The sequence below is a fragment of the Nocardioides renjunii genome (assembly GCF_034661175.1).
In the GTDB taxonomy this organism is placed as follows: Bacteria; Actinomycetota; Actinomycetes; order Propionibacteriales; family Nocardioidaceae; genus Nocardioides; species Nocardioides renjunii.
Map to the genome: position 1 here is coordinate 3,468,286 of NZ_CP141058.1, position 21,659 is coordinate 3,489,944.

General features: G+C 73.3%; 22 protein-coding genes and 1 tRNA gene. 4 read left to right on the plus strand and 19 right to left on the minus strand.

The window, feature by feature from the left end; genetic code table 11:
- The 6 genes from SHK17_RS16615 to SHK17_RS16640 form a co-directional block, all read right to left on the minus strand.
- Entirely contained in the window at positions 1-2,013 is a 2,013-nt protein-coding gene (locus SHK17_RS16615; RefSeq protein ID WP_172266094.1) for a vWA domain-containing protein, read from the minus strand.
- Positions 2,010-2,534 carry a GNAT family N-acetyltransferase gene (locus SHK17_RS16620; protein WP_322920032.1) on the minus strand — a complete coding sequence of 175 codons (525 nt, stop codon included), beginning with the start codon at positions 2,532-2,534 and terminating at the stop codon, positions 2,010-2,012. Before SHK17_RS16620 ends, SHK17_RS16615 begins: the two co-directional genes overlap by 4 nt.
- Entirely contained in the window at positions 2,527-3,924 is a 1,398-nt protein-coding gene (locus SHK17_RS16625; RefSeq protein ID WP_322920033.1) for a MoxR family ATPase, read from the minus strand. The genes SHK17_RS16620 and SHK17_RS16625 overlap by 8 nt, the downstream gene beginning before the upstream one ends.
- 83 nt (positions 3,925-4,007) lie before the next feature.
- On the minus strand, positions 4,008-4,496 hold the full coding sequence (locus SHK17_RS16630) for a GNAT family N-acetyltransferase (RefSeq protein WP_322920034.1): 489 nt from the start codon (positions 4,494-4,496) through the stop codon (positions 4,008-4,010).
- The gene (locus SHK17_RS16635) at positions 4,493-5,017 is read right to left on the minus strand and encodes a DinB family protein (RefSeq protein WP_322920035.1); all 525 of its coding nucleotides are present in this window, start codon (positions 5,015-5,017) and stop codon (positions 4,493-4,495) included. The genes SHK17_RS16630 and SHK17_RS16635 overlap by 4 nt, the downstream gene beginning before the upstream one ends.
- Positions 5,018-5,146: 129 nt before the next feature.
- Positions 5,147-5,773 (minus strand): hypothetical protein, encoded by a 627-nt coding sequence (locus SHK17_RS16640; protein WP_322920036.1) that lies wholly within the window; start codon positions 5,771-5,773, stop codon positions 5,147-5,149.
- A gap of 36 nt (positions 5,774-5,809) precedes the next feature.
- Here SHK17_RS16640 and SHK17_RS16645 point away from each other — a divergent pair, with 36 nt between their 5' ends.
- Positions 5,810-6,229 (plus strand): YchJ family protein, encoded by a 420-nt coding sequence (locus SHK17_RS16645; protein WP_322920037.1) that lies wholly within the window; start codon positions 5,810-5,812, stop codon positions 6,227-6,229.
- Here the strand turns inward: SHK17_RS16645 and SHK17_RS16650 are convergent.
- The 5 genes from SHK17_RS16650 to SHK17_RS16670 are packed head-to-tail and all read right to left on the minus strand — an operon-like array spanning position 6,226 to position 10,613.
- The gene (locus tag SHK17_RS16650) at positions 6,226-6,858 is read right to left on the minus strand and encodes an IMPACT family protein (protein WP_322920038.1); all 633 of its coding nucleotides are present in this window, start codon (positions 6,856-6,858) and stop codon (positions 6,226-6,228) included. The two genes, SHK17_RS16645 and SHK17_RS16650, sit on opposite strands and share 4 nt — an antisense overlap.
- Complete coding sequence (locus SHK17_RS16655; protein ID WP_322423014.1) at positions 6,855-7,946, minus strand: YihY/virulence factor BrkB family protein; 1,092 nt, start codon at positions 7,944-7,946, stop codon at positions 6,855-6,857. The genes SHK17_RS16650 and SHK17_RS16655 overlap by 4 nt, the downstream gene beginning before the upstream one ends.
- Positions 7,947-7,982: 36 nt before the next feature.
- Positions 7,983-8,762, minus strand: coding sequence for a TSUP family transporter (locus SHK17_RS16660; RefSeq protein WP_322423015.1), 780 nt, complete (start codon positions 8,760-8,762; stop codon positions 7,983-7,985).
- 1 nt (position 8,763) lies between these two features.
- Positions 8,764-9,216, minus strand: a complete 453-nt coding sequence (locus SHK17_RS16665) for a hypothetical protein (RefSeq protein WP_172266119.1) — start codon at positions 9,214-9,216, stop codon at positions 8,764-8,766.
- A gap of 11 nt (positions 9,217-9,227) precedes the next feature.
- Entirely contained in the window at positions 9,228-10,613 is a 1,386-nt protein-coding gene (locus SHK17_RS16670) for a cystathionine beta-synthase (RefSeq protein WP_172266122.1), read from the minus strand.
- Positions 10,614-10,675: 62 nt separating this feature from the next.
- Here SHK17_RS16670 and SHK17_RS16675 point away from each other — a divergent pair, with 62 nt between their 5' ends.
- On the plus strand, positions 10,676-11,737 hold the full coding sequence (locus tag SHK17_RS16675; protein WP_322920039.1) for an SGNH/GDSL hydrolase family protein: 1,062 nt from the start codon (positions 10,676-10,678) through the stop codon (positions 11,735-11,737).
- Between the two features lie 142 nt (positions 11,738-11,879).
- Here the strand turns inward: SHK17_RS16675 and SHK17_RS16680 are convergent, their stop codons facing one another.
- The 7 genes from SHK17_RS16680 to eno all read right to left on the minus strand — a co-directional run bounded on the left by SHK17_RS16680 (position 11,880) and on the right by eno (position 17,304).
- Complete coding sequence (locus tag SHK17_RS16680) at positions 11,880-12,749, minus strand: Bax inhibitor-1/YccA family protein (protein WP_322920040.1); 870 nt, start codon at positions 12,747-12,749, stop codon at positions 11,880-11,882.
- Between the two features lie 166 nt (positions 12,750-12,915).
- Positions 12,916-12,989, minus strand: a tRNA-Leu gene (locus SHK17_RS16685).
- Positions 12,990-13,015: 26 nt separating this feature from the next.
- On the minus strand, positions 13,016-13,852 hold the full coding sequence (locus SHK17_RS16690; protein WP_322920041.1) for a uracil-DNA glycosylase: 837 nt from the start codon (positions 13,850-13,852) through the stop codon (positions 13,016-13,018).
- Positions 13,849-14,754 (minus strand): Ppx/GppA phosphatase family protein, encoded by a 906-nt coding sequence (locus SHK17_RS16695; RefSeq protein ID WP_322920042.1) that lies wholly within the window; start codon positions 14,752-14,754, stop codon positions 13,849-13,851. Before SHK17_RS16695 ends, SHK17_RS16690 begins: the two co-directional genes overlap by 4 nt.
- Before the next feature lie 69 nt (positions 14,755-14,823).
- Complete coding sequence (locus SHK17_RS16700) at positions 14,824-15,342, minus strand: DUF501 domain-containing protein (protein ID WP_405030415.1); 519 nt, start codon at positions 15,340-15,342, stop codon at positions 14,824-14,826.
- Positions 15,343-15,362: 20 nt separating this feature from the next.
- On the minus strand, positions 15,363-16,007 hold the full coding sequence (locus SHK17_RS16705; RefSeq protein ID WP_322423021.1) for an FtsB family cell division protein: 645 nt from the start codon (positions 16,005-16,007) through the stop codon (positions 15,363-15,365).
- 19 nt (positions 16,008-16,026) lie between these two features.
- Positions 16,027-17,304 (minus strand): phosphopyruvate hydratase, encoded by a 1,278-nt coding sequence (eno, locus tag SHK17_RS16710; protein ID WP_172266140.1) that lies wholly within the window; start codon positions 17,302-17,304, stop codon positions 16,027-16,029.
- Positions 17,305-17,405: 101 nt separating this feature from the next.
- Here eno and SHK17_RS16715 point away from each other — a divergent pair, with 101 nt between their 5' ends.
- Both SHK17_RS16715 and SHK17_RS16720 read left to right on the plus strand, forming a co-directional pair.
- Positions 17,406-18,338, plus strand: a complete 933-nt coding sequence (locus tag SHK17_RS16715; RefSeq protein WP_322920043.1) for a helix-turn-helix domain-containing protein — start codon at positions 17,406-17,408, stop codon at positions 18,336-18,338.
- A 108-nt stretch (positions 18,339-18,446) separates the two neighbouring features.
- Complete coding sequence (locus tag SHK17_RS16720; protein ID WP_322920044.1) at positions 18,447-21,158, plus strand: esterase-like activity of phytase family protein; 2,712 nt, start codon at positions 18,447-18,449, stop codon at positions 21,156-21,158.
- Between the two features lie 42 nt (positions 21,159-21,200).
- On the opposite strand, the gene SHK17_RS16725 is transcribed toward SHK17_RS16720, so the two are convergent.
- Positions 21,201-21,650: a MazG nucleotide pyrophosphohydrolase domain-containing protein gene (locus SHK17_RS16725; protein ID WP_322423024.1), complete on the minus strand. Its 450-nt coding sequence runs from the start codon at positions 21,648-21,650 to the stop codon at positions 21,201-21,203.
- Positions 21,651-21,659 lie beyond the last annotated feature (9 nt).

Here is a 21,659-nt window from a genome sequence, read left to right on the forward strand (position 1 = left end):
CTAGACCCAGAACCCCCGGCCGCCGTAGAGGTCGCCGAACTGCTCGCGGTACGACGACGCGGGGCTGCGGGACCCGAGGTAGGACCCGACCACCGCGGCGCCGAGGTCGTCGAGCTCGGGGCTCACCATCCGGCCGTCGACCCGTCGGGCCATCGAGTCGATGAACCGGGCCAGGCCGGGGTCCTCCCCCAGCCGGAAGAACGTCACCTGCGCCCCCAGCCGCGCGGCCGCGTCGAGCTCGCGGACGGAGTGGGCGATCGTCAGCGGGTGCGGCGGGTAGGAGAACCACACCTCGCCGTCGCTCTCGAGGTGGGCGGTCGGCTCGCCGTCGGTGACGACCAGCAGCACCGGCTGGGCGTTGGGGTGCTTGCGGAAGAACCGGTTGGCCAGCAGCAGCCCGTGGTGCAGGTTGGTGCCCTTGTCCCACCGGGCGTCGAGCCCGGTCAGCTCCTCGATCTCCATCACCTGCGCATGCCGGCCGAAGGCGATCAGCTGCAGGTCGTCGCCGCGGAACCGTGACCGGATGAGCTGGTGCAGCGCCAGCGCGGTGCGCTTCATCGGCACCCAGCGCCCGTCCATCGCCATCGAGAACGAGGTGTCGACCAGCAGCGCGACGGCCGCCTGGGTCCGCGCCTCGGTCTCGACGACCTCGATGTCGTCGACCTGGATGCGCACCGGCGAGCCGCCGTCGCGCAGCACCGCGTTGGTGATCGTGCGGGAGACGTCCCACGGCTCGGTGTCGCCGAACTCCCACCGGCGGCTCGCACCGGACGGCTCGCCCGCGAGTCCCGTCGTACGCGTCTCGCGGGCGCCGGAGCGCCCGCTCATCCGGTCGGCGACGTCGCGCAGGAGCGCCTTGCCGAGCTGGCGCATCGCCTTGGGCGAGAGCCGCAGCTCACCGTCGGAGCCGCGCTTGAGGTAGCCGCTGTCGCGCAGCGCCCGCTCGAGCTCCTGCAGCGTCTTGGCGGCGACGGCAGCGTCGTCGCCGACCTGCCGGGCCAGCGCCTCGAGGTCGACGTCGTCGAGGCGGGCGCCGCGGTGCGACTGCGCGAGCTGGTCGGCCAGCGCGTCGAGCTGGGCGAGGTCCTGGAAGGCGCCGGTGCCGTCGCCGAGGCCCATGCCCTGCTCCCCCTCGAAGCCCTCCGAGCCCGACCAGTCCTCGCCGGGGCGCAGCGCCTGGAGGTTGGCGTCCATGCGGGCGAGCTGCTCCATCAGCTGCGGCGAGCCGAACGCCTGCTGCGACAGCTCCATCAGCTCCTGGCGCTGCTCCTCGGTCATCGAGTTGAGCATCCGCTGGGCCGCCGCGGCGCGCTGGGCGAGCTGGTCGAGCAGCTCGTCGATGTCCTGCGGGCCCTCGGGGAAGAAGTCGCCGTGCTTGTCCATGAACTCACCGAACGCCTCGTCGACGGCGGCCCTGTCCTCGTCCGAGCCGTCGGACTGCGCGTGCTTCTCGAGCAGCTCGTTGAGGTCGCCGAGCATCTCCTGCACCGCGGCCCGGTCCTCGTCGGTGGCGCCCTCGAGGGCCTGCTTCATGCCGGCGAAGCGCTGGTCGAGCAGCTCGCGGCCGAGCAGGTCCTTGATCTGCTCGTAGGACTCGCGCGCCTCGGAGGACTGCCAGTCGTACGACGACAGCTCGCTCACCGCGGCGGGGGTCGAGGGCGGCAGGTTGTCGAGCACCATCTCGCGGAAGTCGCGGTCGCCGTCGTCCATGGTGATGTCGCGGGCCAGCTGCCCGCGCTCGGCGAGCAGCGCCTTGTCGAGGAGCTCGCGCACCTCGCGCATGGTGCCGTCGAGGTTGTTGCGCTGCAGGATCTCCTGGCGTCGCTCGGCCACCCGCCGGGCGAGCTCGTCGAGCCCGGCCTGGTCCTCGCTGCCGCGTCGCAGGTACTCACGCATCGCGTGCTCGGGCGAGTAGCCGGCCATCACGTCCTGGCCGATGGCGTCGAGGGCGTCGGCCAGGTCGACCGGAGGGGCGAGCGGGTCGCCGCCGTCGTAGCGCGTGAACCGGCTCATCGGAGGCTCTTCCTCATCCAGACGTCGTCGGGCCACCCACGGTCACCCACGCGCTCGGCCTCCTCGAAGCCGTGCGCGCGGTAGAAGGCGAAGGCCTGGTCGTTGCCGTCGACCACCTCGAGCCACAGCTCGTCGCCCTCGACCATCGCCTCGACCTCCGCGAGCAGCCGTCGCCCGATCCCGAGCCCCTGGTGGTCGGGGTGGACGTAGAGCTTCCACATCACCTCGCGGTCGCCGGTGACGTGCGGGAAGTCGCGGTGCGAGGCCGAGAGCCGTCCGAAGCTGGTCATCGCGACGACCTGCCCGTCGCGCTCGGCGAGCAGCATCCGCACCCGCGGCAGCGTGTCGGCGAAGCGCTCCGGCGTCCACCACTGGTCGAGCATCAGCTGGGCGTACGCCGCGTCGATCGGGCCGTAGGTCGGCGGCACGACGGCCTCGCCGAGGGCGCGCAGTGCCGGGATGTCCTCGACCGTGCCGGGACGGAGGACGGCGTCGGCCACCCGCTCGCGCGTCTCAGCCATAGACGGTCTCCCCGGCGTCGGTGTCCTTGCCGATCTTGCGGGCGAGGTAGAGCCCCTCCAGGGCCAGCTCGAGCGCGGCGGCGCGCTCGCCGTCGTTGGTCGCGCCCAGCCGGTCGCACACCGCGTCGTAGAGGTCGGACTCACCCAGGACGGGCAGTCCGGCCAGGAAGTCGCGGGCACCGACCCTGGCGCCGGTGCTCACCATCGCGCCCCCCTCGATCGCGTCGACCAGCAGCCGCAGGTCGATGCCCGCGAGGTGGGCCCGCACCGTCTCGGCGACGGCGGTCCGGAGCAGGTGGGTCAGCACCTCGGTCTCGCGGCCCTCCTCGCCGGTCTCGAACTCGATCTTGCCGCCGAGCACGTCGACCGCGGTCTCGAGGTCCACGACGCGGGCGACCGCCTGCTCCTCGCCCTGGGTGGTCGCGCGGTGCAGCGCGGCGGCGGCGATCGTCTCCGCGCCGGCGATGGCGAAGCGGGCGCTGACGCCCGAGCGCTGGTCGACCGACTGCGAGTCGCGCAGGTGGCGGGTGAACCGCGCCAGCACCTCGATCAGGTAGGCCGGCACCTCGGCGACGAGGTCGGCCTCCTGCTCGATGACCGCGATCTCCTGCTCCACCTCGCGCGGGTAGTGGGTGCGGATCTCGGCGCCGAAGCGGTCCTTGAGCGGGGTGATGATCCGCCCGCGGTTGGTGTAGTCCTCCGGGTTGGCGCTCGCGACGACGAGCACGTCGAGCGGCAGGCGGAGGATGTAGCCGCGGATCTGGATGTCGCGCTCCTCCATCACGTTGAGCATCGCGACCTGGATCCGCTCGGCGAGGTCGGGCAGCTCGTTGATGGCGACGATGCCGCGGTGGCTGCGCGGGATCAGCCCGAAGTGGATCGTCTCCGGGTCGCCGAGGTGGCGGCCCTCGGCGACCTTCATCGGGTCGACGTCGCCGATGAGGTCGGCGACGGAGGTGTCCGGCGTCGCCAGCTTCTCGGCGTAGCGCTCGTCGCGGTGGCGCCACGAGATGCGCAGGTCGTCGCCGTAGGTCGCGGCCGCCTGCTGCGAGGTGACGGTGATCGGCTCGTAGGGGTGCTCGCCGAGCTCGGAGCCGGAGATGACCGGCGTCCACTCGTCGAGCAGTGCGACGAGGGAGCGCAGCAGCCGGGTCTTGCCCTGCCCGCGCTCGCCGAGCAGCACGATGTCGTGGCCGGCGAGAAGCGCCCGCTCGACCTGGGGGATGACGGTCTCGGAGAAGCCGTGGAGGCCCGGCCACGGGTCCTCGCCGCGGGCCAGGCGGGCCAGCAGGTTGTCGCGGATCTCCTGGCGGAGGGTCTTGAGCTCGTGGCCGCTCGCGCGGAGCTGGCCGAGGGTGCTGGCTTCGGGGTGCTGGGTCGGTGCAGTCACGTCCTCCACGCTAGACCGGGCCCGCAACGTCGAGTGCGCTCGAAGGTGCGCCGAGGGCCTCGGGCCGCTCCGACCCGCCCACCTCAGGAGAGGTCGAGGTACATCACGTGCAGCCCGACCCGGCCGTGGCTGGCGCTGTCGAAGGCGCCGGGCACCGTGCCGACGACCACGAAGCCGAGGTCCTGCCACAGGCGGACGGCGGCGGTGTTGGTCTCGACCACGGCGTTGAACTGGATGCCGGCGAAGCCCTGCTCCCGGTGCCACTCGACGGCGTGGGCGCCCAGCGTGCGGCCGACGCCGCGACCGCGCGCGGAGGGGTCCACCATGAACGACGCGGTGCCGACGTGGGAGCCGCGGCCGGGCCGGTTGGGTCCCATCTTGGCCGTGCCGAGGATCCGTCCGTCTTTGTCGCCGACCAGCACCACGACGTGGCTGCCGTCGAACCACCACCCGCGCGCCTGCTCCGAGGTGGCGCCGAGCGGGTAGGCGTACGTCTCGCCGGCCTCGACGATCTCGCGCCAGAACGGCCAGATCGCCGGCCAGTCGGCCTCGGTCGCCGGGCGGATCCTCACAGGTCCCTCGCCCCGTCGATCGACTCCCGGACCAGGTCGGCGTGTCCGCAGTGGCGGGCGTACTCCTCGACCATGTGGACCAGGATCCAGCGCAGGCTGCACTGCTCACCGCGCCGCGAGCGCACCGCGAGGCGGTCGAGGCCTCCGTCGGCGAGGGCCTCCTCGAGCGCGGCGTCCGAGGCCGCGACCTGCTCGACGAGCATCGCGTCGAGCTCGGCCGGGCTGTCGTGGACCGCGCTGTGCCAGTCCCAGTCCTCGTCGGCGTCCCAGTCGACGTCGGCCCAGATGCCGCTCGGCTCACGGCCGTGGAGCATCACCTCGAACCACCAGTGCTCGACGAACGTGAGGTGCTTGAGCATCCCGCCCAGGGCCAGGTCGCTCCGGCCGACGGTGCGGGTGAGCTGCTCGGCGTCCAGGCCCTCGGCCTGGCGCCGCAGCGTGGCGCGGAAGTGGTCGAGGAAGCCGCGGAGCGTCGTCAGCTCGTCCGCGGCGACGGGTGGGTCGGTGCGCTGGATCGCCATGGCGGCGAACCTAGTGCGTGGACACGCGGACAGGACACCGGATTCCGGCGCCATCGCACGCTCGTGCGCGGTGGCTGCCCCGGGTTCTGTCCGCGCGTCTCCGCAACAGAGGCGACTCGGAGGGTCGCCTCAGAGGGCGGGACCCTCGCCCCGCAGCTTGTCGACCTCGGCCATCGCCTCGCGCAGCTGGCCCAGCCACTCCTCGGCGTGCTCGCCGACCAGTCGCACCGACCACGCGAGCGCGTCGGAGCGCGACCGGGCGACGCCGGCGTCCACGAGGGTGTCGAGCACCTGCCGCTCGGGCTGGCGCAGCCGGGTCATCACCGGCGCGGCGACGTGGGTGAACAGCGCCTCGGCGTCGCCGAGCCGCACACCCCACGAGACCTTGCGCTGGTAGCGCGCCTGGGCCTCGAGCGCGACCTCGATGCGCTCGGCCTTGGTCTCGGAGCGGAAGCGGCTGATGCGGCCCTCCGCCTCGGCGCCGTCCGCCCCCGCGGCCCTGTCCTCGGACAGCGTGCCCATCACCGTGATCTCCTCGCGGTCGGTGCGCACGTCGACCTCGCTGAACCAGTCGTCGGGCAGGCGCCCGCGGAACCAGTCGCCGGCGTCGACGGCCGACGGCAGGTCGGCGACCTGCCAGCCCCCGCGACGGCCGCGGCCCTCGCGCCCCTCGCCCCGCGCCTCGCCGCGTCGACCGCGGCCGCGTCCTTCGCCGCGGCTGCCGCGGCCTTCCTCGTGCTCGTCGGGTGTCATCATGTGCTGCTCCTTTTCGTTGCTTACATGATTACACGCATGCACAAGAAGCATCGGGCCACCACTTTTGCTCCTCGCATGCTCGAGCTCCAGCCACCCTGTCCGTGCGGATCGGGTGCGTCGTACGACGCGTGCTGCGGGCCGCTGCTGGCCCATGCCGCGCAGGCGACCTCGCCGGAGCAGCTGATGCGCTCGCGCTACACCGCGCACGTGCGGGGCGACGCCGACCACCTGTTCCGCACGTGGCACCCGCGCACCCGTCCCGACGACGTGGCGCCGGACCCCGCCACCACGTGGACCGGGCTGCAGGTCCTCGCCGCCGACGGTGACACCGTCGAGTTCGTCGCCACGTGGGAGGGCGGCCGGATGCACGAGGTGAGCCGCTTCGAGCAGCGGGCGGAACGCTGGGTGTACATCGACGGCGACGTGTCGCGCAGCGTGCCCGACCAGGACGGCTAGCGCGGCGGACCGTCCACCCAGCGCTCCCCCACCGGCACGGGCCGGCTCCGGCCCGCCGTCGCCGCGGCGACCACGTCGACCACCCGGTCGACCTCCTCGGACGCGGCGGCGAGCAGCAGTCGCACGCGGGCGTCGTGGGCCACGTCGAGAACCGTGACGCCGCGCGCCCGCAGCTCCCCCTCGACCCGGCCGGCGTCGGCGTGGTCGAGCTCGAGGGCGAGCTCGGTGAGCAACGAGCGACGGACCGTCCCGGCCTCGACCAGCGCCCCGCGGACGGCGTCGCCGTAGGCGCGCACCAGCCCGCCGGCGCCCAGCAGCGTGCCGCCGAACCACCGGCTCACGACCGCCGCCACGTCGCTGACGCCGGCGCCCCTGAGCACGTCGAGCATCGGCGCCCCGGCCGTGCCGGCCGGCTCGCCGTCGTCGGACGAGCGCTGGAGGGCACCGTCCGGGCCCAGGACGAGGGCGGAGCAGTGGTGGCGGGCGTCCGGGTGGGCGCGGCGCAGACCGGCGACCAGCGCACGCGCCTGGTCCTCGTCGTCGACGCGACGCAGCGTGCAGAGGAACCGCGAGCCGCGGTCCTCGACCTCGGCGGTGGCCGGTCGGGCCACGGTGACGTACGACGTCACGCAGGGGTGCCGGAGGACGGGCGGTCGGGCTGGGCAGCGGGCTCGGGGGCGCGCTCGGGGGCGCGCTCGGGGGCGGCCGGCTCTCGCTCGGCCTGCTGGAGCTGCTCGAGCTCGCGGGGGCCGGGCTCCCAGACCACCTGCACCTTCTCGAAGCCCTTGTGGCGCTGCATCCGCGCGTAGAGCGCGTAGGCCTCGCGGTCGGCGTCGGTCAGCTCGACGTTGTCCGTGAAGGGCGTGAGGAGGGCGCGGGGCCAGAGCCGCCGCGACCACACGACGTTGATCTCCATCGCGAGCACGGCCATGACGGCGCCGATCCACAGGAAGCCGATGAGGCCGAGGACGAGCCCGAACGTCTTGGTCATCGAGCTGGTGTCGACCAGCACGTTGTCGACGTAGGCCGCACCGCCGAGCTGGAGCAGCTGCCACATGACGGCCAGGGTGTAGCCGCCCGGCGCGGACCGCCAGAACGAGTGCTGGCCGGTGGCGGCGAAGCGGAAGAGCAGGGTCAGGAAGGTGCCCACGACGAGGATGGTCAGCGCGGGCAGGAACGCCTTGAGGCCCTCGGCGACCACGGCTCCGAAGAGGTCGGTGGTGCTCGCGATGGTGGACACGATCGTGACGGCGAGCAGCGAGAGGCCGGCCGTGACGAGCAGGAGGAGGGTCTTGAGCCGGGCGTAGAACGGGTTGGGGCGGCTGTTGCGCGGCACCGACCAGGCGACGTGCTGGGTGTTCTGCAACGCCTGTCCCAGGCCCATCGCGCCGTAGAGCGCGGCCAGCGCGCCGACCGCGACACCCGTGAGGGAGCCCTGCAGCCCGTCGGGACGGCCGAGCTCGTCGCCGATGATCGGGAACTGCGAGAGCGCCGAGTTGAGGATCTGCTCCTGCCACTGGGGCTCCCCGCGCAGGATCAGCCCCAGGATCGAGGTGCCCAGCAGCATCAGCGGGAAGATCGCGATGAACGCGTAGTAGGTCAGCGCCGAGGCGAGGTAGGGGCCCTGGTCGTCGAAGTACTTGTAGACCACGGCGAGCGGGAAGCCCAGCACGGGATGACGGCGCTGGAACCCGTCGACGGCACCCAAGGCTCCCACGTGGTGGAGGCTACCGGTCCGGGCCGCCGCGGGGCGTCACCACCAGCCGAGCAGCTGCCCGCCGAGGCGCACCACGAAGCCGGAGACGACGACCAGGAAGAACGCGCGGACGAACCGCGCGCCGCGCGCCATCGCCAGCCGGGCACCGGCGTAGCCACCGGTGACGTTGGCCGCGGCCATCACCAGGGCGAGGTCCCAGATGACCGCTCCCTGCGGGACGAAGACGACCAGTGCCGCGAGGTTGGTGGCCCAGTTGGCGAGCTTGGCCTTGGCGGAGGCCTCGAGGAAGCTGTAGCCCAGCAGCCCGACCAGCGCGAACACGAAGAAGGACCCGGTGCCCGGGCCGATGGCGCCGTCGTAGAAGCCGATGGTCAGGCCGGTGAGCGCCACGACGGCGACGTGCCGGCCGCCCTGGAAGCGGAGCCTGGTCAGCTCGCCGACGCTCGGCTTGAACCAGACGTAGCCGCCGACCAGGACCAGCACGACCAGGATGATCGGGTCGAAGGCGCTGCGCGGCAGCATGGATGCCACCAGCGCGCCGCCGGCCGACCCGACGAACGCCGCCAGCATCAGCGGCAGGAAGGTGCGCGGGTCGGGGCGGATGCGCCGGGCGTACGTCGCGGCGCTGATCGAGGTGCCGCAGAAGGACGCCAGCTTGTTGGTCGCCGCGATCTGGACGACGGAGGCGCCGGGCAGGCCGACCAGCAGGGCCGGCAGCTGGACGAGCCCGCCGCCGCCGACGACGGCGTCGACGAAGCCCGCGACCAGGGCCGCGAGGACCAGGAAGAGGACGACCTCGAGGGACAGGTCTCCCACGTCAGCCGGAGGTGCTGCCCGAACCGGACTCCGCGTCGCGGCTGCGGGCCAGCTCCTGCACCACGACGGCGTCGTAGTCCTCGGGCATGGTGGCCCCCAGGCCGGGGCAGAGGAGCCGCTGGGACTGGCCGTCGGTCATCGTCGGCGCCGAGCAGCTGACGGTCGCCAGCGGGTCGCCGTCGGCGGAGAAGACCATCTCGAAGATCGCCGCGCGCTCCTCCTCGGAGCGGTTGGTGATCGTCCCCGTGATCGTCGGGGTGGTCACCTCCTCGGCGCCGGCCGAGCGCTTGATGCCCTCGAGCTCCCAGCCCTCCTCGACGGCGAAGCCGTTCCACTCGAAGGCCTCGCCGACCTCCACCTCCACCGGGTCGGTGCTGGTGTCCACGTCGTCGCCGCACGCCCCGAGCGCGCCGAGGCAGGCGAGCGCGACGACGATGCTTGCCCCCCGCCCCACGAAGCCGCGCCTCACGAAGCCGCCACGAAGGTCAGGAGGTCCTGCCGGGTGAGCACCCCGATGGGCTTGCCGTCCTCGTGGACGAGCACGGCGTCGGCCTTCTCCAGCGACGCCACCGCGTCGGCCGCGGCCTCGGTCGAGCCGATCGTCGGCAGGGCGGCGGACATGTGGTCCTCGACCCGGTCGGTGAGCCGCGCCGTGCCGGCGTAGAGCGCGTCGAGGAGCGCGGACACCGACACCGACCCGGCGACCTCGGCGGCCACGATCGGCGGCTCGGCGCGGACGACCGGCATCTGGCTGACGCCGTACTCCTGGAGGATGTGCACGGCCTCGGCGATGGTCTCGCCGGGGTGGGTGTGCACGAGGTCGGGCAGCTGGCCGGACTTGCCGCGCAGCACCTCGCCGACGGTGCGGGCGTCGGCCTGCGCACCGGTCGCGAAGCCGTACTGGCCGAGCCAGTCGTCGTTGAAGACCTTGGTGAGGTAGCCGCGACCGGAGTCGGGCAGGAGGACGACGACGATCGCGTCGCTGCGCCCCTCGGCGGCGAGCTCGTGGGCGAGCTGCCGCGCGGCGAAGGCCGCCATGCCGGCCGAGCCGCCGACCAGCATCGCCTCCTCGCGCGCGAGGCGGCGGGTGAAGGCGAACGAGTCGGCGTCGGAGACCTCGATGACGCGGTCGGCGATGCCGCGGTCGTAGGTGTCGGGCCAGAAGTCCTCACCGACGCCCTCGACGAGGTAGGGGCGGCCGCTGCCGCCGGAGTAGACCGACCCGGACGGGTCCGCGCCGACGACCTCGACGCCCGGGTTCTGCTCTTTGAGGTAGCGCCCGACGCCGCTGATGGTGCCGCCGGTGCCCATGCCCGTGACGAAGTGGGTGATCCGGCCCTCGGTCTGCTCCCAGATCTCGGGACCGGTGGTCTCGTAGTGCGAGCGCGGGTTGTGGGGGTTGGAGTACTGGTCGGGCTTCCAGGCGCCCGGCTCCTTGGAGAGGCGGTCGCTCACGTTGTAGTAGGAGTCCGGGTGCTCCGGCGCGACGGCGGTCGGGCAGACCACGACCTCGGCGCCGTAGGCCTTGAGCACGTTGCGCTTGTCCTCGCTCACCTTGTCGGGGCACACGAAGATGCACTTGTAGCCCTTCTGCTGGGCCACCATGGCGAGACCGACGCCCGTGTTGCCGGAGGTCGGCTCGACGATCGTGCCGCCGGGTTGGAGCTCCCCGGAGGCCTCGGCCGCCTCGATCATGCGGCTGGCGATGCGGTCCTTCACCGACCCGCCCGGGTTGAGGTACTCGACCTTGGCGAGCACCAGCGGCCCGCCGTCGGGGAGGTCGAGGGTCCGGCCGAGGCGGACGAGCGGGGTGTTGCCGATCAGGTCCAGGAGGGAGTCCACGTACTGCATCCGTCCAATCTACCGACCTACCGCGCCGGAACTGGCAACGCCGCCTGCGTACCATCGGGGCCGTGGGGGCGACGGGAGCAGCACGCAAGCTGGCATCGGCAGCCGCTCTGGGGGGCGGTGGCCTCTCGGTGCTCGGCGCAGGTCTCTACGGAGTCCTGGTGGCCGAGGCGAAGATCGCGCGGAAGGTGATCGGCAACGCGACGGACGTCCCTCCCGACGCGACCGGCTGGTACGGCCGCGGCCGACCGGGTCCCGCGATCCGCATCGCGCTGCTCGGAGACTCCAGCGCGGCCGGCTACGGCGTGCAGCGCGTGGAGGACACCACCGGCGCCCACCTCGCCACCGGTGTCGCTGCTCAGGCCGACCGCCGGGTCCACCTGCGGTCCTTCGCCAAGGTCGGCGCGCAGTCCAGCGCGCTCGCGGGCCAGGCGGACGCCGCGATCGGCACCCACCCGGACCTCGCGGTCGTGCTCATCGGCGCCAACGACGTCACCCACTCCGTGCTGCCCTCCGCCTCGGTGCGGCACCTCGCCGAGGGCGTACGACGCCTGCGCGACGCCGGCGTCGCCGTCGTGGTCGGCACCTGTCCCGACCTCGGCACCATCCGGCCGATCCCGCCGCCGCTCAAGCAGGTGGCGCGCGAGTGGTCGCGCCGGCTGGCCGCGGCCCAGACCATCACCGTGGTCGAGAACGGCGGGCGCTCGGTGTCGCTCGGCGACATCCTCGGGCCCGAGTTCGAGGCCGCGCCGGCCCTGCTCTTCGGCCCGGACCGGTTCCACCCGTCCGCCGACGGCTACAAGCAGCTCGCGTCCGTGCTCGTGCCGTCGTGCCTGGCCGCGCTCGACCTGCTGCCCGACGACGAGTCGGTGCCCGAGCCGCTGCGCCGCGAGGGCATCCTCCCGGTCGCCGCGGCCGCGGTGCGCGCCGCGCGCACGCCCGGCACCGAGGTCGACGGCACCGAGGTCGGCGGCAGCCAGCGCGGCCTCCGCGGCCGCTGGGTCGAGCTGCGCCACCGCCGGCGCCGGCCCGCCACGCCCGCGGAGTCGCCGGACCAGCACGAGGACCACGACGAGGTCCCCGAGACCGTCGTCGGCGCGCCGGCGACCGCCCCGAGCGGTGAGTGAGGCAGGTTCCTCGGCGTCGAGAACCTGCCACACCCACCGCTGCGACGGCCGAGAGCGTGCCCGGACATGACACCGGCCCGCCCGAGCGGACTCGGGCGGGCCGGTGCGGCACGTCGGCGACGTACGCCGATCAGGTGGTAGGTCAGTCGCCACGCAGGATGGCGAGGATGCGCAGCAGGTTGGTGTAGATCCACACCAGGCTGACGGTCAGGCCGAAGGCGGCCCGCCACGACTCGCGGTCGGGGAGACCGGCGGCGACGCCGTTCTCGACGAAGTCGAAGTCGAGGATCAGCATGAAGACACCGAGCACGAGGCCGGCGATCGACATCACCAGGCCGAGGGCACCGAAGCCGAAGAGCCCGGTGGAGATGCCGAAGAAGCTCAGGACCAGCGACAGCAGGCCCAGGCCCACCATGCCGAACATGCCGGCGATGACGAACGTGCGGAACTTGTTGCCGACCTTGATGTCGAAGAACTTGTAGGCGGCGAGCGTGCCGGCGAAGGCGGCGAAGGTGCCGAGGACGGCCTGCGTCACGATGCCGTCACCGAACTGCGCGTCGAACACCTTGCTGATCGCACCGAGGGCGACACCCTCGGCGGCGGCGAACAGCATCACCAGGGCGGGGCTGATGACCCGCTTGAAGGAGTTGACCAGCGACAGCAGGAACGCGGCGCCGGCACCCAGCATCGAGAGCGTCAGGGCGCGGCCCCACGCCTCCTCGTCGATCACGTTGGTGTCGACGATGTCGCCGATCCACCACCAGGTGGCGAACGCGGTCGCGAAGACGAGCGCGATGGAGATCGCCGTCTTCTGGACCACCGAGTCCACCGTCATCCGGCCCTGGTCCACCTGGCCGGGCGTGCCGGTGCCCCACGTGGCCGGGTCGCTGGTGGTGTCGCCGTAGCCGGGGTAGGCAGCGCCCCCAGCGGCGTAGGTCTGGTTGCCGTAGGAGTTCGACGAGGCGCGGTTGAACTCCTCGGAACGGTTGAACACGGGGTTGTTGCTCTTCATGGTCTCTCCTTGGAGGCCGCCCCCGGAGGTTCCGGGGGGTCGACGCCGTCGCGGTGACGGCGCCTGTCTGCGTCACTCCACTCTAGCCGGGGTGACACCTGTTCAAACGTGCGTGGGGCCGGCGCTGTTCCCGTCACAGCAACTTCTCAGGCTGGCGCCGCACGCGTGCCCCGGCTGGGGTTCGAACCCAGACTGTGCGGTTTTTAAGACCGCTTCCTCTACCGGTTGGGATACCGGGGCCGAGACCCTGCGCAGCTGCCGCAGGGTCACACCGTCGATTCTGTCAGCGCCCGGGCCCGCTCGAAGACCTCGTCGGTCATCTCCCGGGTGAGCCTGCGGGTGTAGGTGTTGTGCGGCGAGGGGTGGTAGCAGCCGAGCAGCGTCACGTCGCCGAGCCGCAGCTCCGCGCCGTGGCCGAACCGCGGCTTCCGGGCCGGTGCCGGCGCGCCGGCCGCCACGAGCGACCGCACGGCGCCGTCCCAGCCGAAGGACCCGAGCGCCACCACCACCCGCACGGTCGGGAGGAGGGCCAGCTCGGCGGCGATCCACGGCGCGCACGTGTCGCGCTCGACGGTCGTCGGCTTGTTGTCGGGCGGGGCGCAGCGCACCGTCGCCACCATCCGCGCGTCGACCAGGCGCTGGCCGTCGCCGGCGTGCTCGCTGGTGGCCTGCACCGCCCAGCCGGTGCGGTGCAGGCTCGCGAAGAGCCAGTCGGCGCTCGGGTCGCCGGTGAAGATCCGGCCTGTCCGGTTGCCGCCGTTGGCGGCCGGGGCCAGGCCGACGACGAGCAGCGACGCCTCGGGGTCGCCCCAGCCGGGGATCGGGCGGCCCCAGTAGGGCTGGTCGGCGAACGACGCGCGCTTCTCGACCGCGACACCCTCGCGCCACCCGACGAGCCGCGGGCACGCCGAGCAGACGCTCACCCGGGCCTCCAGCTCCGCGAGCCTGGCGTCCCGCGCGAGTCGTCGTACGTCGTCGGCGTCACGAGCCACCGGGGTGTCGGGCGCTCCGGGGTCGTCGGGCCAGCCGGTGCCGGGCGCCACCGGGCTGGTGAACGCCCCGCCGACGAGGGGGTGGGGCAGCGCGACCGGGGGCACGGTCATCGCGAGATGGCCGCGGCCATGCCGTGCAGGATGTCGGCCTCGGACACGACGTGCTCGGGGACCGGGACCCGGGCCAGGATGCGGCTCCAGATGAGCGCTCCCGCGCCGATGACGTCGGCGCGCCCGGGGTGCATGTAGGGCAGCGCGCGGCGCTCCGCCACGGTCATCGCGACCAGGTCGTCGACGAAGGCCGCCGTGGCCGGGTTGCCCAGCACGGCGCGGTCGAAGGCCTCCCGGTCGTAGGCCTCCAGCCCCAGCACGCCGCAGGCGAGGGTCTTGATGGTGCCGGAGGTCCCGATCGCGGTGCGGGTGCGCTCGAGCGGGATCCCCGCGTCGTCGAGGTGGCGGTCGATGTCGGCCACGCAGGTCGCGACCTCCTCGGCCGTGGGCGGGTCGCTGTGCAGGTGCCGCTCGTGGAGCCGCACCGATCCGATGTCCATGGAGACGGCCTGCCGCTCGCCGCCCTCACCCAGCACCAGCTCGGTCGACCCACCGCCGATGTCGACGACGAGCACCGGCTCGGGCGGCATCGGGTCCTGGGCGGCGATGGCCCCGTCGAAGACCAGCGCGGCCTCCTCGTCGCCCGACAGGACCTCCGGCTCGATGCCCAGCCTGCGGCGTACGCCCTCGCGGAACACGTCGGCGTTGCCGGCGTCGCGGGTGGCGGAGGTGGCGCAGAATCGCACCCGGGCCGGGGGCACGCCGTGGCGGCGGATGATCTCGGCGAACTCGTCGACGGCCGCGAAGGTGCGCTCGAGCGCCTCCTCGGCCAGCATGCCGGTCTCGTCGACGCCCTGGCCGAGCCGGACGACGCGCGACTCGCGCAGCAGCACGGTGGGCGGTGAGCCGATGAGGATCTTGATCGAGTTCGTCCCGCAGTCGATCGCCGCGACAGTGCTCATGCGCTCATTGTGCCGAGGGCTCGGCGGGAGCGGTGAGTGAGGCAGCTTTCCTGGGGCGCGGAACCTGCGTCACTCACCGCTGTCGGGCAGATCCACGGACACGCACGGCCCCGGGGCCCACCACTCCCCCAGCGCATCGAGGACCTCGTCGCCCAGCGGGTTGACGCCGCGGCCCATGGCGAGCGACTGCCCGGCCAGCACGTGGAGGCACTTCACGCGGGTCGGCATGCCGCCGGCGGAGATGCCCTCGATCTCGGGCACGTCGAGCCCGGCCCGCTCGCCCACCTCGGCGCGCGCCTCGAGGTAGCGCTCGTGGGCGCTGCGGTAGGCGGCGGCGAGCTCCTCGTCGGTGGCCAGGCGCGCCTGCATCTCCTTCATCACGCCGGAGCCCTCGAGGGTGCCGATCCGCGAGGCTGCGCGCGGGCAGGTGAGGTAGAACGTCGTGGGGAACGGCGTGCCGTTGGGCAGCCGCGGCTCGGTGGTCACCACGTCGGGGTTGCCGCAGGGGCAGCGGTGGCCGATGGAGTCCACGCCGCGCGGGCGGCGGTCGAGCTGGGCCTGGATCGCGGCCTCGTCGGCCGGGTCGATCCGGGAAGGTCGGTCGTCGGTCACTGCTTCGTCCCGTCGACCAGGTCGGCGGGCTCCTCCTCGGGTGGTGGCGGGTTGCCGGCGAGCTCCATCGAGTCCCAGGCGGCGGTCCACCACGCCTTGGGAACGGTCTTGAGCACGTCGTCCGGGTCGTTGAGCGAGGCCTGCGCCTCGAGCGGCTTGCCGTCGGGCCCGATGACCTCGAAGCCGGACTCACCCGGCATGAGGTAGCCGAAGCGCTCGCGCGCCTGCGCCTTGACGTACGCCGGGTCGTCCCACCGCTTCTTCTCGCGCTCGAGCTCGTCGATGCTGGCCTCGCGCTCGGCGATCTGGGCCTTGAGGTCGCCGATGTGGGAGCGCTGCTGGAGGTAGGCGCGCAGCGACGAGGCGTAGGACACCGTCAGCACGGCGAGCACCAGGACGAGCACCGCCGCGCGACCGGTGAACCGCGGGCGCCGCGTGGCCCGCGCCGTCGCGGGACGTGGCACGAGGGTCGCGTCGCCGGGACGGGCGAGCGGCACCCGCTCACCGGCGTTGGGCGGGCGCGAGCCGCGGGACCCGGGGTGCGTGCCGGTGCCCTGCCGGGGTCCGCGCGGTCCGGCGCCGGGCCCGCTGCCGGGACCGGCGCCGGGCCCGCTGCGGGGACCACGACGCGGGGAGGGCATGCGCCCCAGTCTGCCTGCTTCAGCCCGTGAATCGCGGGAAGGCACCCCGCCCGGCGTAGCGAGCCGCGTCACCCAGCTCGTCCTCGATGCGGAGGAGCTGGTTGTACTTGGCGACGCGGTCCGACCGGGCCGGCGCGCCGGTCTTGATCTGGCCGCAGTTGGTGGCCACGGCGAGGTCGGCGATCGTGGTGTCCTCGGTCTCGCCGGAGCGGTGGCTCATCATGTTGCGGAACCCGGCGCGGTGGGCCAGCTCGACGGCGTCGAGGGTCTCGGTGAGCGAGCCGATCTGGTTGACCTTGACCAGCATCGCGTTGGCCTGGCCGCCGTCGATGCCGCGCTGGAGGCGCTCGACGTTGGTCACGAAGAGGTCGTCGCCGACGAGCTGCGTCCGGGTCCCGAGCTCGTCGGTGATGGCCTTCCAGCCGTCCCAGTCCTCCTCGTCGAGCGGGTCCTCGACGGAGACGATCGGGTACGACGCGACGAGGTCGGCGTAGTAGGCGACCATCTCGTCGGTCGAGGTCTTCTTGCCCTCGAAGGTGTAGCTGCCCTTGTCGTGGAACTCGGAGGCGGCCACGTCCATGGCCAGCCCGATGTCCCTGCCGAGCGTGAAGCCGGCCGCGTCCACGGCCTCGGCGATGAGGTCGAGCGCGGCGCGGTTGCTGTCGAGGTTGGGGGCGAAGCCGCCCTCGTCGCCCAGGCCGGTGGAGAGGCCCTTCTTCTTCAGCACCGACTTGAGCGCGTGGTAGACCTCCGCGCCCTGCTGGAGCGCCTCACGGAAGGTCGGGGCACCGATCGGGGCGACCATGAACTCCTGGACGTCGACGTTGGAGTCGGCGTGCGCACCGCCGTTGAGGATGTTCATCATCGGCACCGGCAGCAGGTGGGCGTTGGGGCCGCCCACGTAGCGGAAGAGCGGCAGTCCGGCGGACTCGGCGGCGGCCTTGGCCGTGGCGAGCGAGACGCCGAGGATCGCGTTGGCGCCGAGCTTCGCCTTGTTGGCGGTGCCGTCGAGGTCGAGCATCGCCTGGTCGATGAGCCGCTGGTCGTCGGCGTCGAGGCCGACGATCGCACCGGAGATCGTGTCGAGGACCGCGTCGACGGCCTTCTGCACGCCCTTGCCGAGGTAGCGCGAGCCGCCGTCACGCAGCTCCACCGCCTCGAAGGCACCGGTGGAGGCGCCGCTGGGGACGGCCGCACGGCCGAAGGCGCCGTCCTCGAGGAGCACCTCGACCTCGACGGTGGGGTTGCCGCGCGAGTCGAGGATCTCGCGGGCGCCGACTGCAGCGATGATCGACATGGAGGGGCTCCTGTGGGTGACGACGTGGGATCGGCGCCAGCCTAGCCACGTGCGCAGCCGGCGTCGCCGGGGTGTCCGCGGCCACGGCTAGCGTGCGACCGGTGCCGACCTCACCACCTCTCCTCCCGCCTCCCGCCCCACCCGGTCCCGCCGACCACTTCACCGCCTTCGTGGCGGCCCTGTCCGACCCGGGGCACGAGCGCGTGGCGCGCGCGGTCGCCGGCGAGTCCCCCTCGCGGTTGCGCGGACGGATCCTGCTGGAGCGCGCGGCCCACCTCGCGCTGACGACCGACCGCCCGCTGCACGACATCGCCGTGGAGTGCGGCTTCCCGAGCTACGAGGTGTTCGCCCGGGCGTTCCGTCGTGAGCTCGGCGCGCTGCCCGCGGCGTGGCGCGCCGAGCCCACGTCGTACGTCATCGACTCGCCCACCGAGGTCCACTTCCACCCGCCGGCCGGCCTCCGCCTGCCGGCGCGCCACCGCACGGACGGCGTCGACCTGGTCGTCGCGATGGTCGAGCAGCACGTCGGCCTGGTCGGCGAGCTCCTCGACCGGGCGCGCGACGTCCCCGACGAGGACCTCGACGAGCCCTCCACGGGTGAGGTGGTGGGCGAGGTGGGGTCGGCCGGCAGCCTGCGCAGTGCGCTCGCCCACCTGGTGTGGCAGGTCGAGGCGTGCGCCGTGGTGCTGGCCGACGACGGCGACGCCGACAGGGACCCGCGCGACGTCGCCCTCGCCCGGGGCGCGTCCGTCGCGACCCTGCGGGAGCGCCTCGACCGGGTCGGCGCCGACCTGGCGCGGGCCGTCGAGCGGCTGGCCGCGACCGGTCGCCTCGACGAGGCGCTCGTCGAGGCCTTCGCCCCGCGCCCGCGCACAACGTCCCACGCCGACCTCGTGGTGCACCTGATCACCCTGTCGGTGCCGCACCGCCGGCTGGCGGCCTCCCGGCTGCAGGCCGCCGGCGTCGCCGACCCCGACCGGGACGCGGGTCCGCACTGGCTCGCGACCGGCCCACGCGAGGCCATCTCGCGCTGACCCGTCGTTCACGCGCCCGTCACCCCCGCGCCACGCGCTGCCATGATCCTTCGCCTGAGTCTCGGACCACCGCGCGCGAAAGGCATCGCATTGCACTCACGACGACCGTTGGCGTACCTCGCCGGCGCCGCCCTGCCCCTGTCCCTCCTGGCCGTCGCCGGGACCACGCCGGGCGCCGCCTCGGGGAGCGTGACCCCCGCCGAGTCGTTCCACCGGCTCGCGACCTACCCGGTCTTCCAGAACGTGCCGGCCGGCGTCGACCCCGCCGACGAGACCGTGGCGGAGATCTCGGACGTCACCGACGACGGCCGCACCGTCGTCTACACCGATGCCGCCGGTCGTCGGATCGGGTTCCTCGACATCACCGACCCCGGCCGGCCCGTCGGCACGGGCTCGATCGACGTCACGCTCACCGGCGGCGCCGGCGACTCCCCGACGTCCGTCGCCGTGGTCGGTGACCGCGTGCTCGTCGCGGTCGACGGCACGGACGGCGACTTCGCCGACCCGTCGGGCCGCGTCGACGTCTACGACCTGGCGACCCGCACGCTCGTGCGCAGCATCGACGTGCAGGGCCAGCCCGACTCCATCGCCACCAGCCCGGACGGGACCTACGCGGTCGTCGCGATCGAGAACCAGCGCGACGAGGAGGTCACCCCCGCCGGCCAGGAGGAGGGCGACCTGCCGCAGGCGCCTGCCGGCTTCGTCCAGGTCATCGAGGTCACCGGGGCACCGGCCGCCTGGACGACCACGCGCGTCGACCTGCCGGCCGCCGAGCTCGCCGGGATGAACACCCCGGAGGACGCCGAGCCGGAGTACGGCGACGTCAACGCGGACAACCAGTACGTCCTGACCCTCCAGGAGAACAACGGCCTCGTCGTCATCGACCTGCCGTCGAAGGACATCGTCTCGGCGTTCAGCGCGGGCAACGCCCGGGTCCCCGGCGTCGACGACGACAACGACGGCGTCTTCGACTTCTCCGTCGACCTCGACCTGCCCCGCGAGCCCGACTCCGTCCAGTGGGTCGGCGACGGCCTGGTCGCGACCGCCAACGAGGGCGACTGGCTCGGGGGCACCCGCGGCTGGACGGTCTTCGACGCCGCCACCGGCGACGTGGTCTGGGACGCCGGCCGCTCCTTCGAGCAGCTCGCCGTCGAGCACGGGCTCTTCAACGACGACCGCGCCGACAACAAGGGCACCGAGCCCGAGGGCCTCGCCTTCGCCGAGGTCGGCGGGACGCCGTACGCCTTCGTGGGCTCCGAGCGCAGCAACTTCGTGGCGGTCTACGACATGACCGACCCGACCCAGCCGCGGTTCTCGCAGGTGCTGCCGACCACCAACGGGCCCGAGGGCCTGCTGCCGATCCCCTCGCGCGACCTGGTCGTGATCTCCTCCGAGACCGACGACAGCGCTGCGCTGGTGCGTGCGAGCATCGCGGTCTACCAGCTCGGTGCCGGCGCCCCGGCCTTCCCGTCGATCGTCTCCGACGCCGCTGCCGACGGCACCCACGTCGGGTGGGGCGCCCTGGGTGCGCTCTCGGCCGACCCGGGCAACCCCGGCCACCTGTGGGCGGCCAGCGACGCGGCCTACGCCACGGGCCGGATCTACCGCGTCGACGTGGACGCCGAGCCGGCCGTCATCGAGAAGGTCGTCGAGGTGAGCGACGGCGGTGCCACGCCGGCGCTCGACATCGAGGGCGTCTCCGCCCGTGAGGACGGCGGCTTCTGGCTCGCCGTGGAGGGCGCCACCGGAGCCGGCAACCGGGTCCTGCGCACCGACTCCCGCGGCCGGGTGGTGCAGACCGTCCCGCTGCCCGCGTCGGTGACCGACCACGTCCGCCAGTGGGGGCTCGAGGGCGTCACCACGACCGGCGCCGGGTCCTCCGAGGTCGTCCACGTCGTCCTCCAGCGACCGCTGTGGACCTCGACCTCCGGCGCGCTGGTGCCCCTCGAGGGCAACAGCACCCGCATCGGGCGCTACGACGTGGCGGCGGGCACCTGGTCCTGGTTCGCCTACCCGCTCTCCACGACGGCCACGACCGGCGACTGGATCGGCGTCTCGGAGGTCACCGCGGTCGACGCCGACACCCTCGCGGTCGTCGAGCGCGACAAGCTCAACGGTCCGACGGCGGCGCTCAAGCGGGTCTACACGGTCGACCTCCCGCCGGCCGGCGGCACGACGACCCCCGTCGCGCTCACCAAGGAGCTCGCGGTCGACGTCCTGCCGACGATGCAGGCGCTGAGGGGCTGGACCCAGGAGAAGCTCGAGGGCCTGACCATCGGTGCCGACGGCGAGGTCTACGCGGTGACCGACAACGACGGTCTCGACGACGCGACCGGCGAGACGCAGCTCCTGCGACTCGGCGCCGCCGCCACGGTGTTCGGACCCGAGCCCACGGTCCCGCCCACCACGCCGCCGACGACCCCGCCGACCACCACTACGCCGACCACCACTACGCCGACCACCACGCCCACCACCACGAGCACCCCGACGGCCACCCCGACGACCACCCCGACGCCCGCCCCGACCCCGACGCCCGCCCAGCAGGCCAGGGAGTCGAGGGTCACGGTCAGGGTCGAGGACCGCGCCGGCCGCTCGGTGCGCCTGGTCACGAAGGTGCGCCCGGGCACCGCGACCGGCGCCGTACGCATCGTGGTCCGGAAGGACGGCGAGACCGAGGTGCGTCGCACCGTCAGGCTGAGCGACGCCCGCAAGGTGCTCGACCTCCGGCTGCCCCGCGGACGTCACAACGTCGTGGTGACCTACCTCGGCGACGACGAGCACCTGCGCTCGCGCACGGTCGAGAGGGTCTCCCTGCGGTGAGCCGCTGACGTCGGGGGGATCGCCGGTCCGGGCCGGCGATCCTCACGACGTCGGGCGCGGGCCGGTCCCCTCGGACGACCGGGCCTGCGCCGGTGCCTCCGCCTTCGCTGCCTTGTCGGCCTTCTCTGCGGCCTTGGCCGCGTTCCACAGCACCAGCACCTCGGCAGCGTCGGTGGCCACCGCGTCGCCGAACACGTGCGGGTTGCGGCGCTCCATCTTGGCGATCACCCCGCGCGCGACGTCGTCGAGGGTGAAGTCACCGGCCTCCTCCGCGATGACGGCGTGGATCACCACCTGCAGCAGCAGGTCGCCCAGCTCGTCGCAGAGCGCCGCCGGGTCACCGGACTCGATGGCCTCGACGACCTCCTCGGCCTCCTCCCGCACGAACGGGACCAGCGAGGTGTGGGTCTGCTCGCGCTTCCAGGCGCACTCGCGCCGCAGCAGGCGCATCTGCTCGGCGAAGGCCTCCAGCGCCGAGCCGTCGGCCGACATCGGGCGTCC

Coding starts and splice junctions, on each gene's coding strand:
- SHK17_RS16680 (WP_322920040.1), bottom strand. CDS start 12,749: ATGAAGAGCAACAACCCCGTGTTCAACCGTTCCGAGGAGTTCAACCGC.
- eno (WP_172266140.1), bottom strand. CDS start 17,304: ATGTCGATCATCGCTGCAGTCGGCGCCCGCGAGATCCTCGACTCGCGC.
- SHK17_RS16725 (WP_322423024.1), bottom strand. CDS start 21,650: ATGTCGGCCGACGGCTCGGCGCTGGAGGCCTTCGCCGAGCAGATGCGC.
- SHK17_RS16620 (WP_322920032.1), bottom strand. CDS start 2,534: ATGGCTGAGACGCGCGAGCGGGTGGCCGACGCCGTCCTCCGTCCCGGC.
- SHK17_RS16635 (WP_322920035.1), bottom strand. CDS start 5,017: ATGGCGATCCAGCGCACCGACCCACCCGTCGCCGCGGACGAGCTGACG.
- SHK17_RS16670 (WP_172266122.1), bottom strand. CDS start 10,613: ATGCAGTACGTGGACTCCCTCCTGGACCTGATCGGCAACACCCCGCTC.
- SHK17_RS16690 (WP_322920041.1), bottom strand. CDS start 13,852: ATGACCGTGCCCCCGGTCGCGCTGCCCCACCCCCTCGTCGGCGGGGCG.
- SHK17_RS16640 (WP_322920036.1), bottom strand. CDS start 5,773: ATGATGACACCCGACGAGCACGAGGAAGGCCGCGGCAGCCGCGGCGAA.
- SHK17_RS16695 (WP_322920042.1), bottom strand. CDS start 14,754: ATGAGCACTGTCGCGGCGATCGACTGCGGGACGAACTCGATCAAGATC.
- SHK17_RS16615 (WP_172266094.1), bottom strand. CDS start 2,013: ATGAGCCGGTTCACGCGCTACGACGGCGGCGACCCGCTCGCCCCTCCG.
- SHK17_RS16705 (WP_322423021.1), bottom strand. CDS start 16,007: ATGCCCTCCCCGCGTCGTGGTCCCCGCAGCGGGCCCGGCGCCGGTCCC.
- SHK17_RS16645 (WP_322920037.1), top strand. CDS start 5,810: ATGCACAAGAAGCATCGGGCCACCACTTTTGCTCCTCGCATGCTCGAG.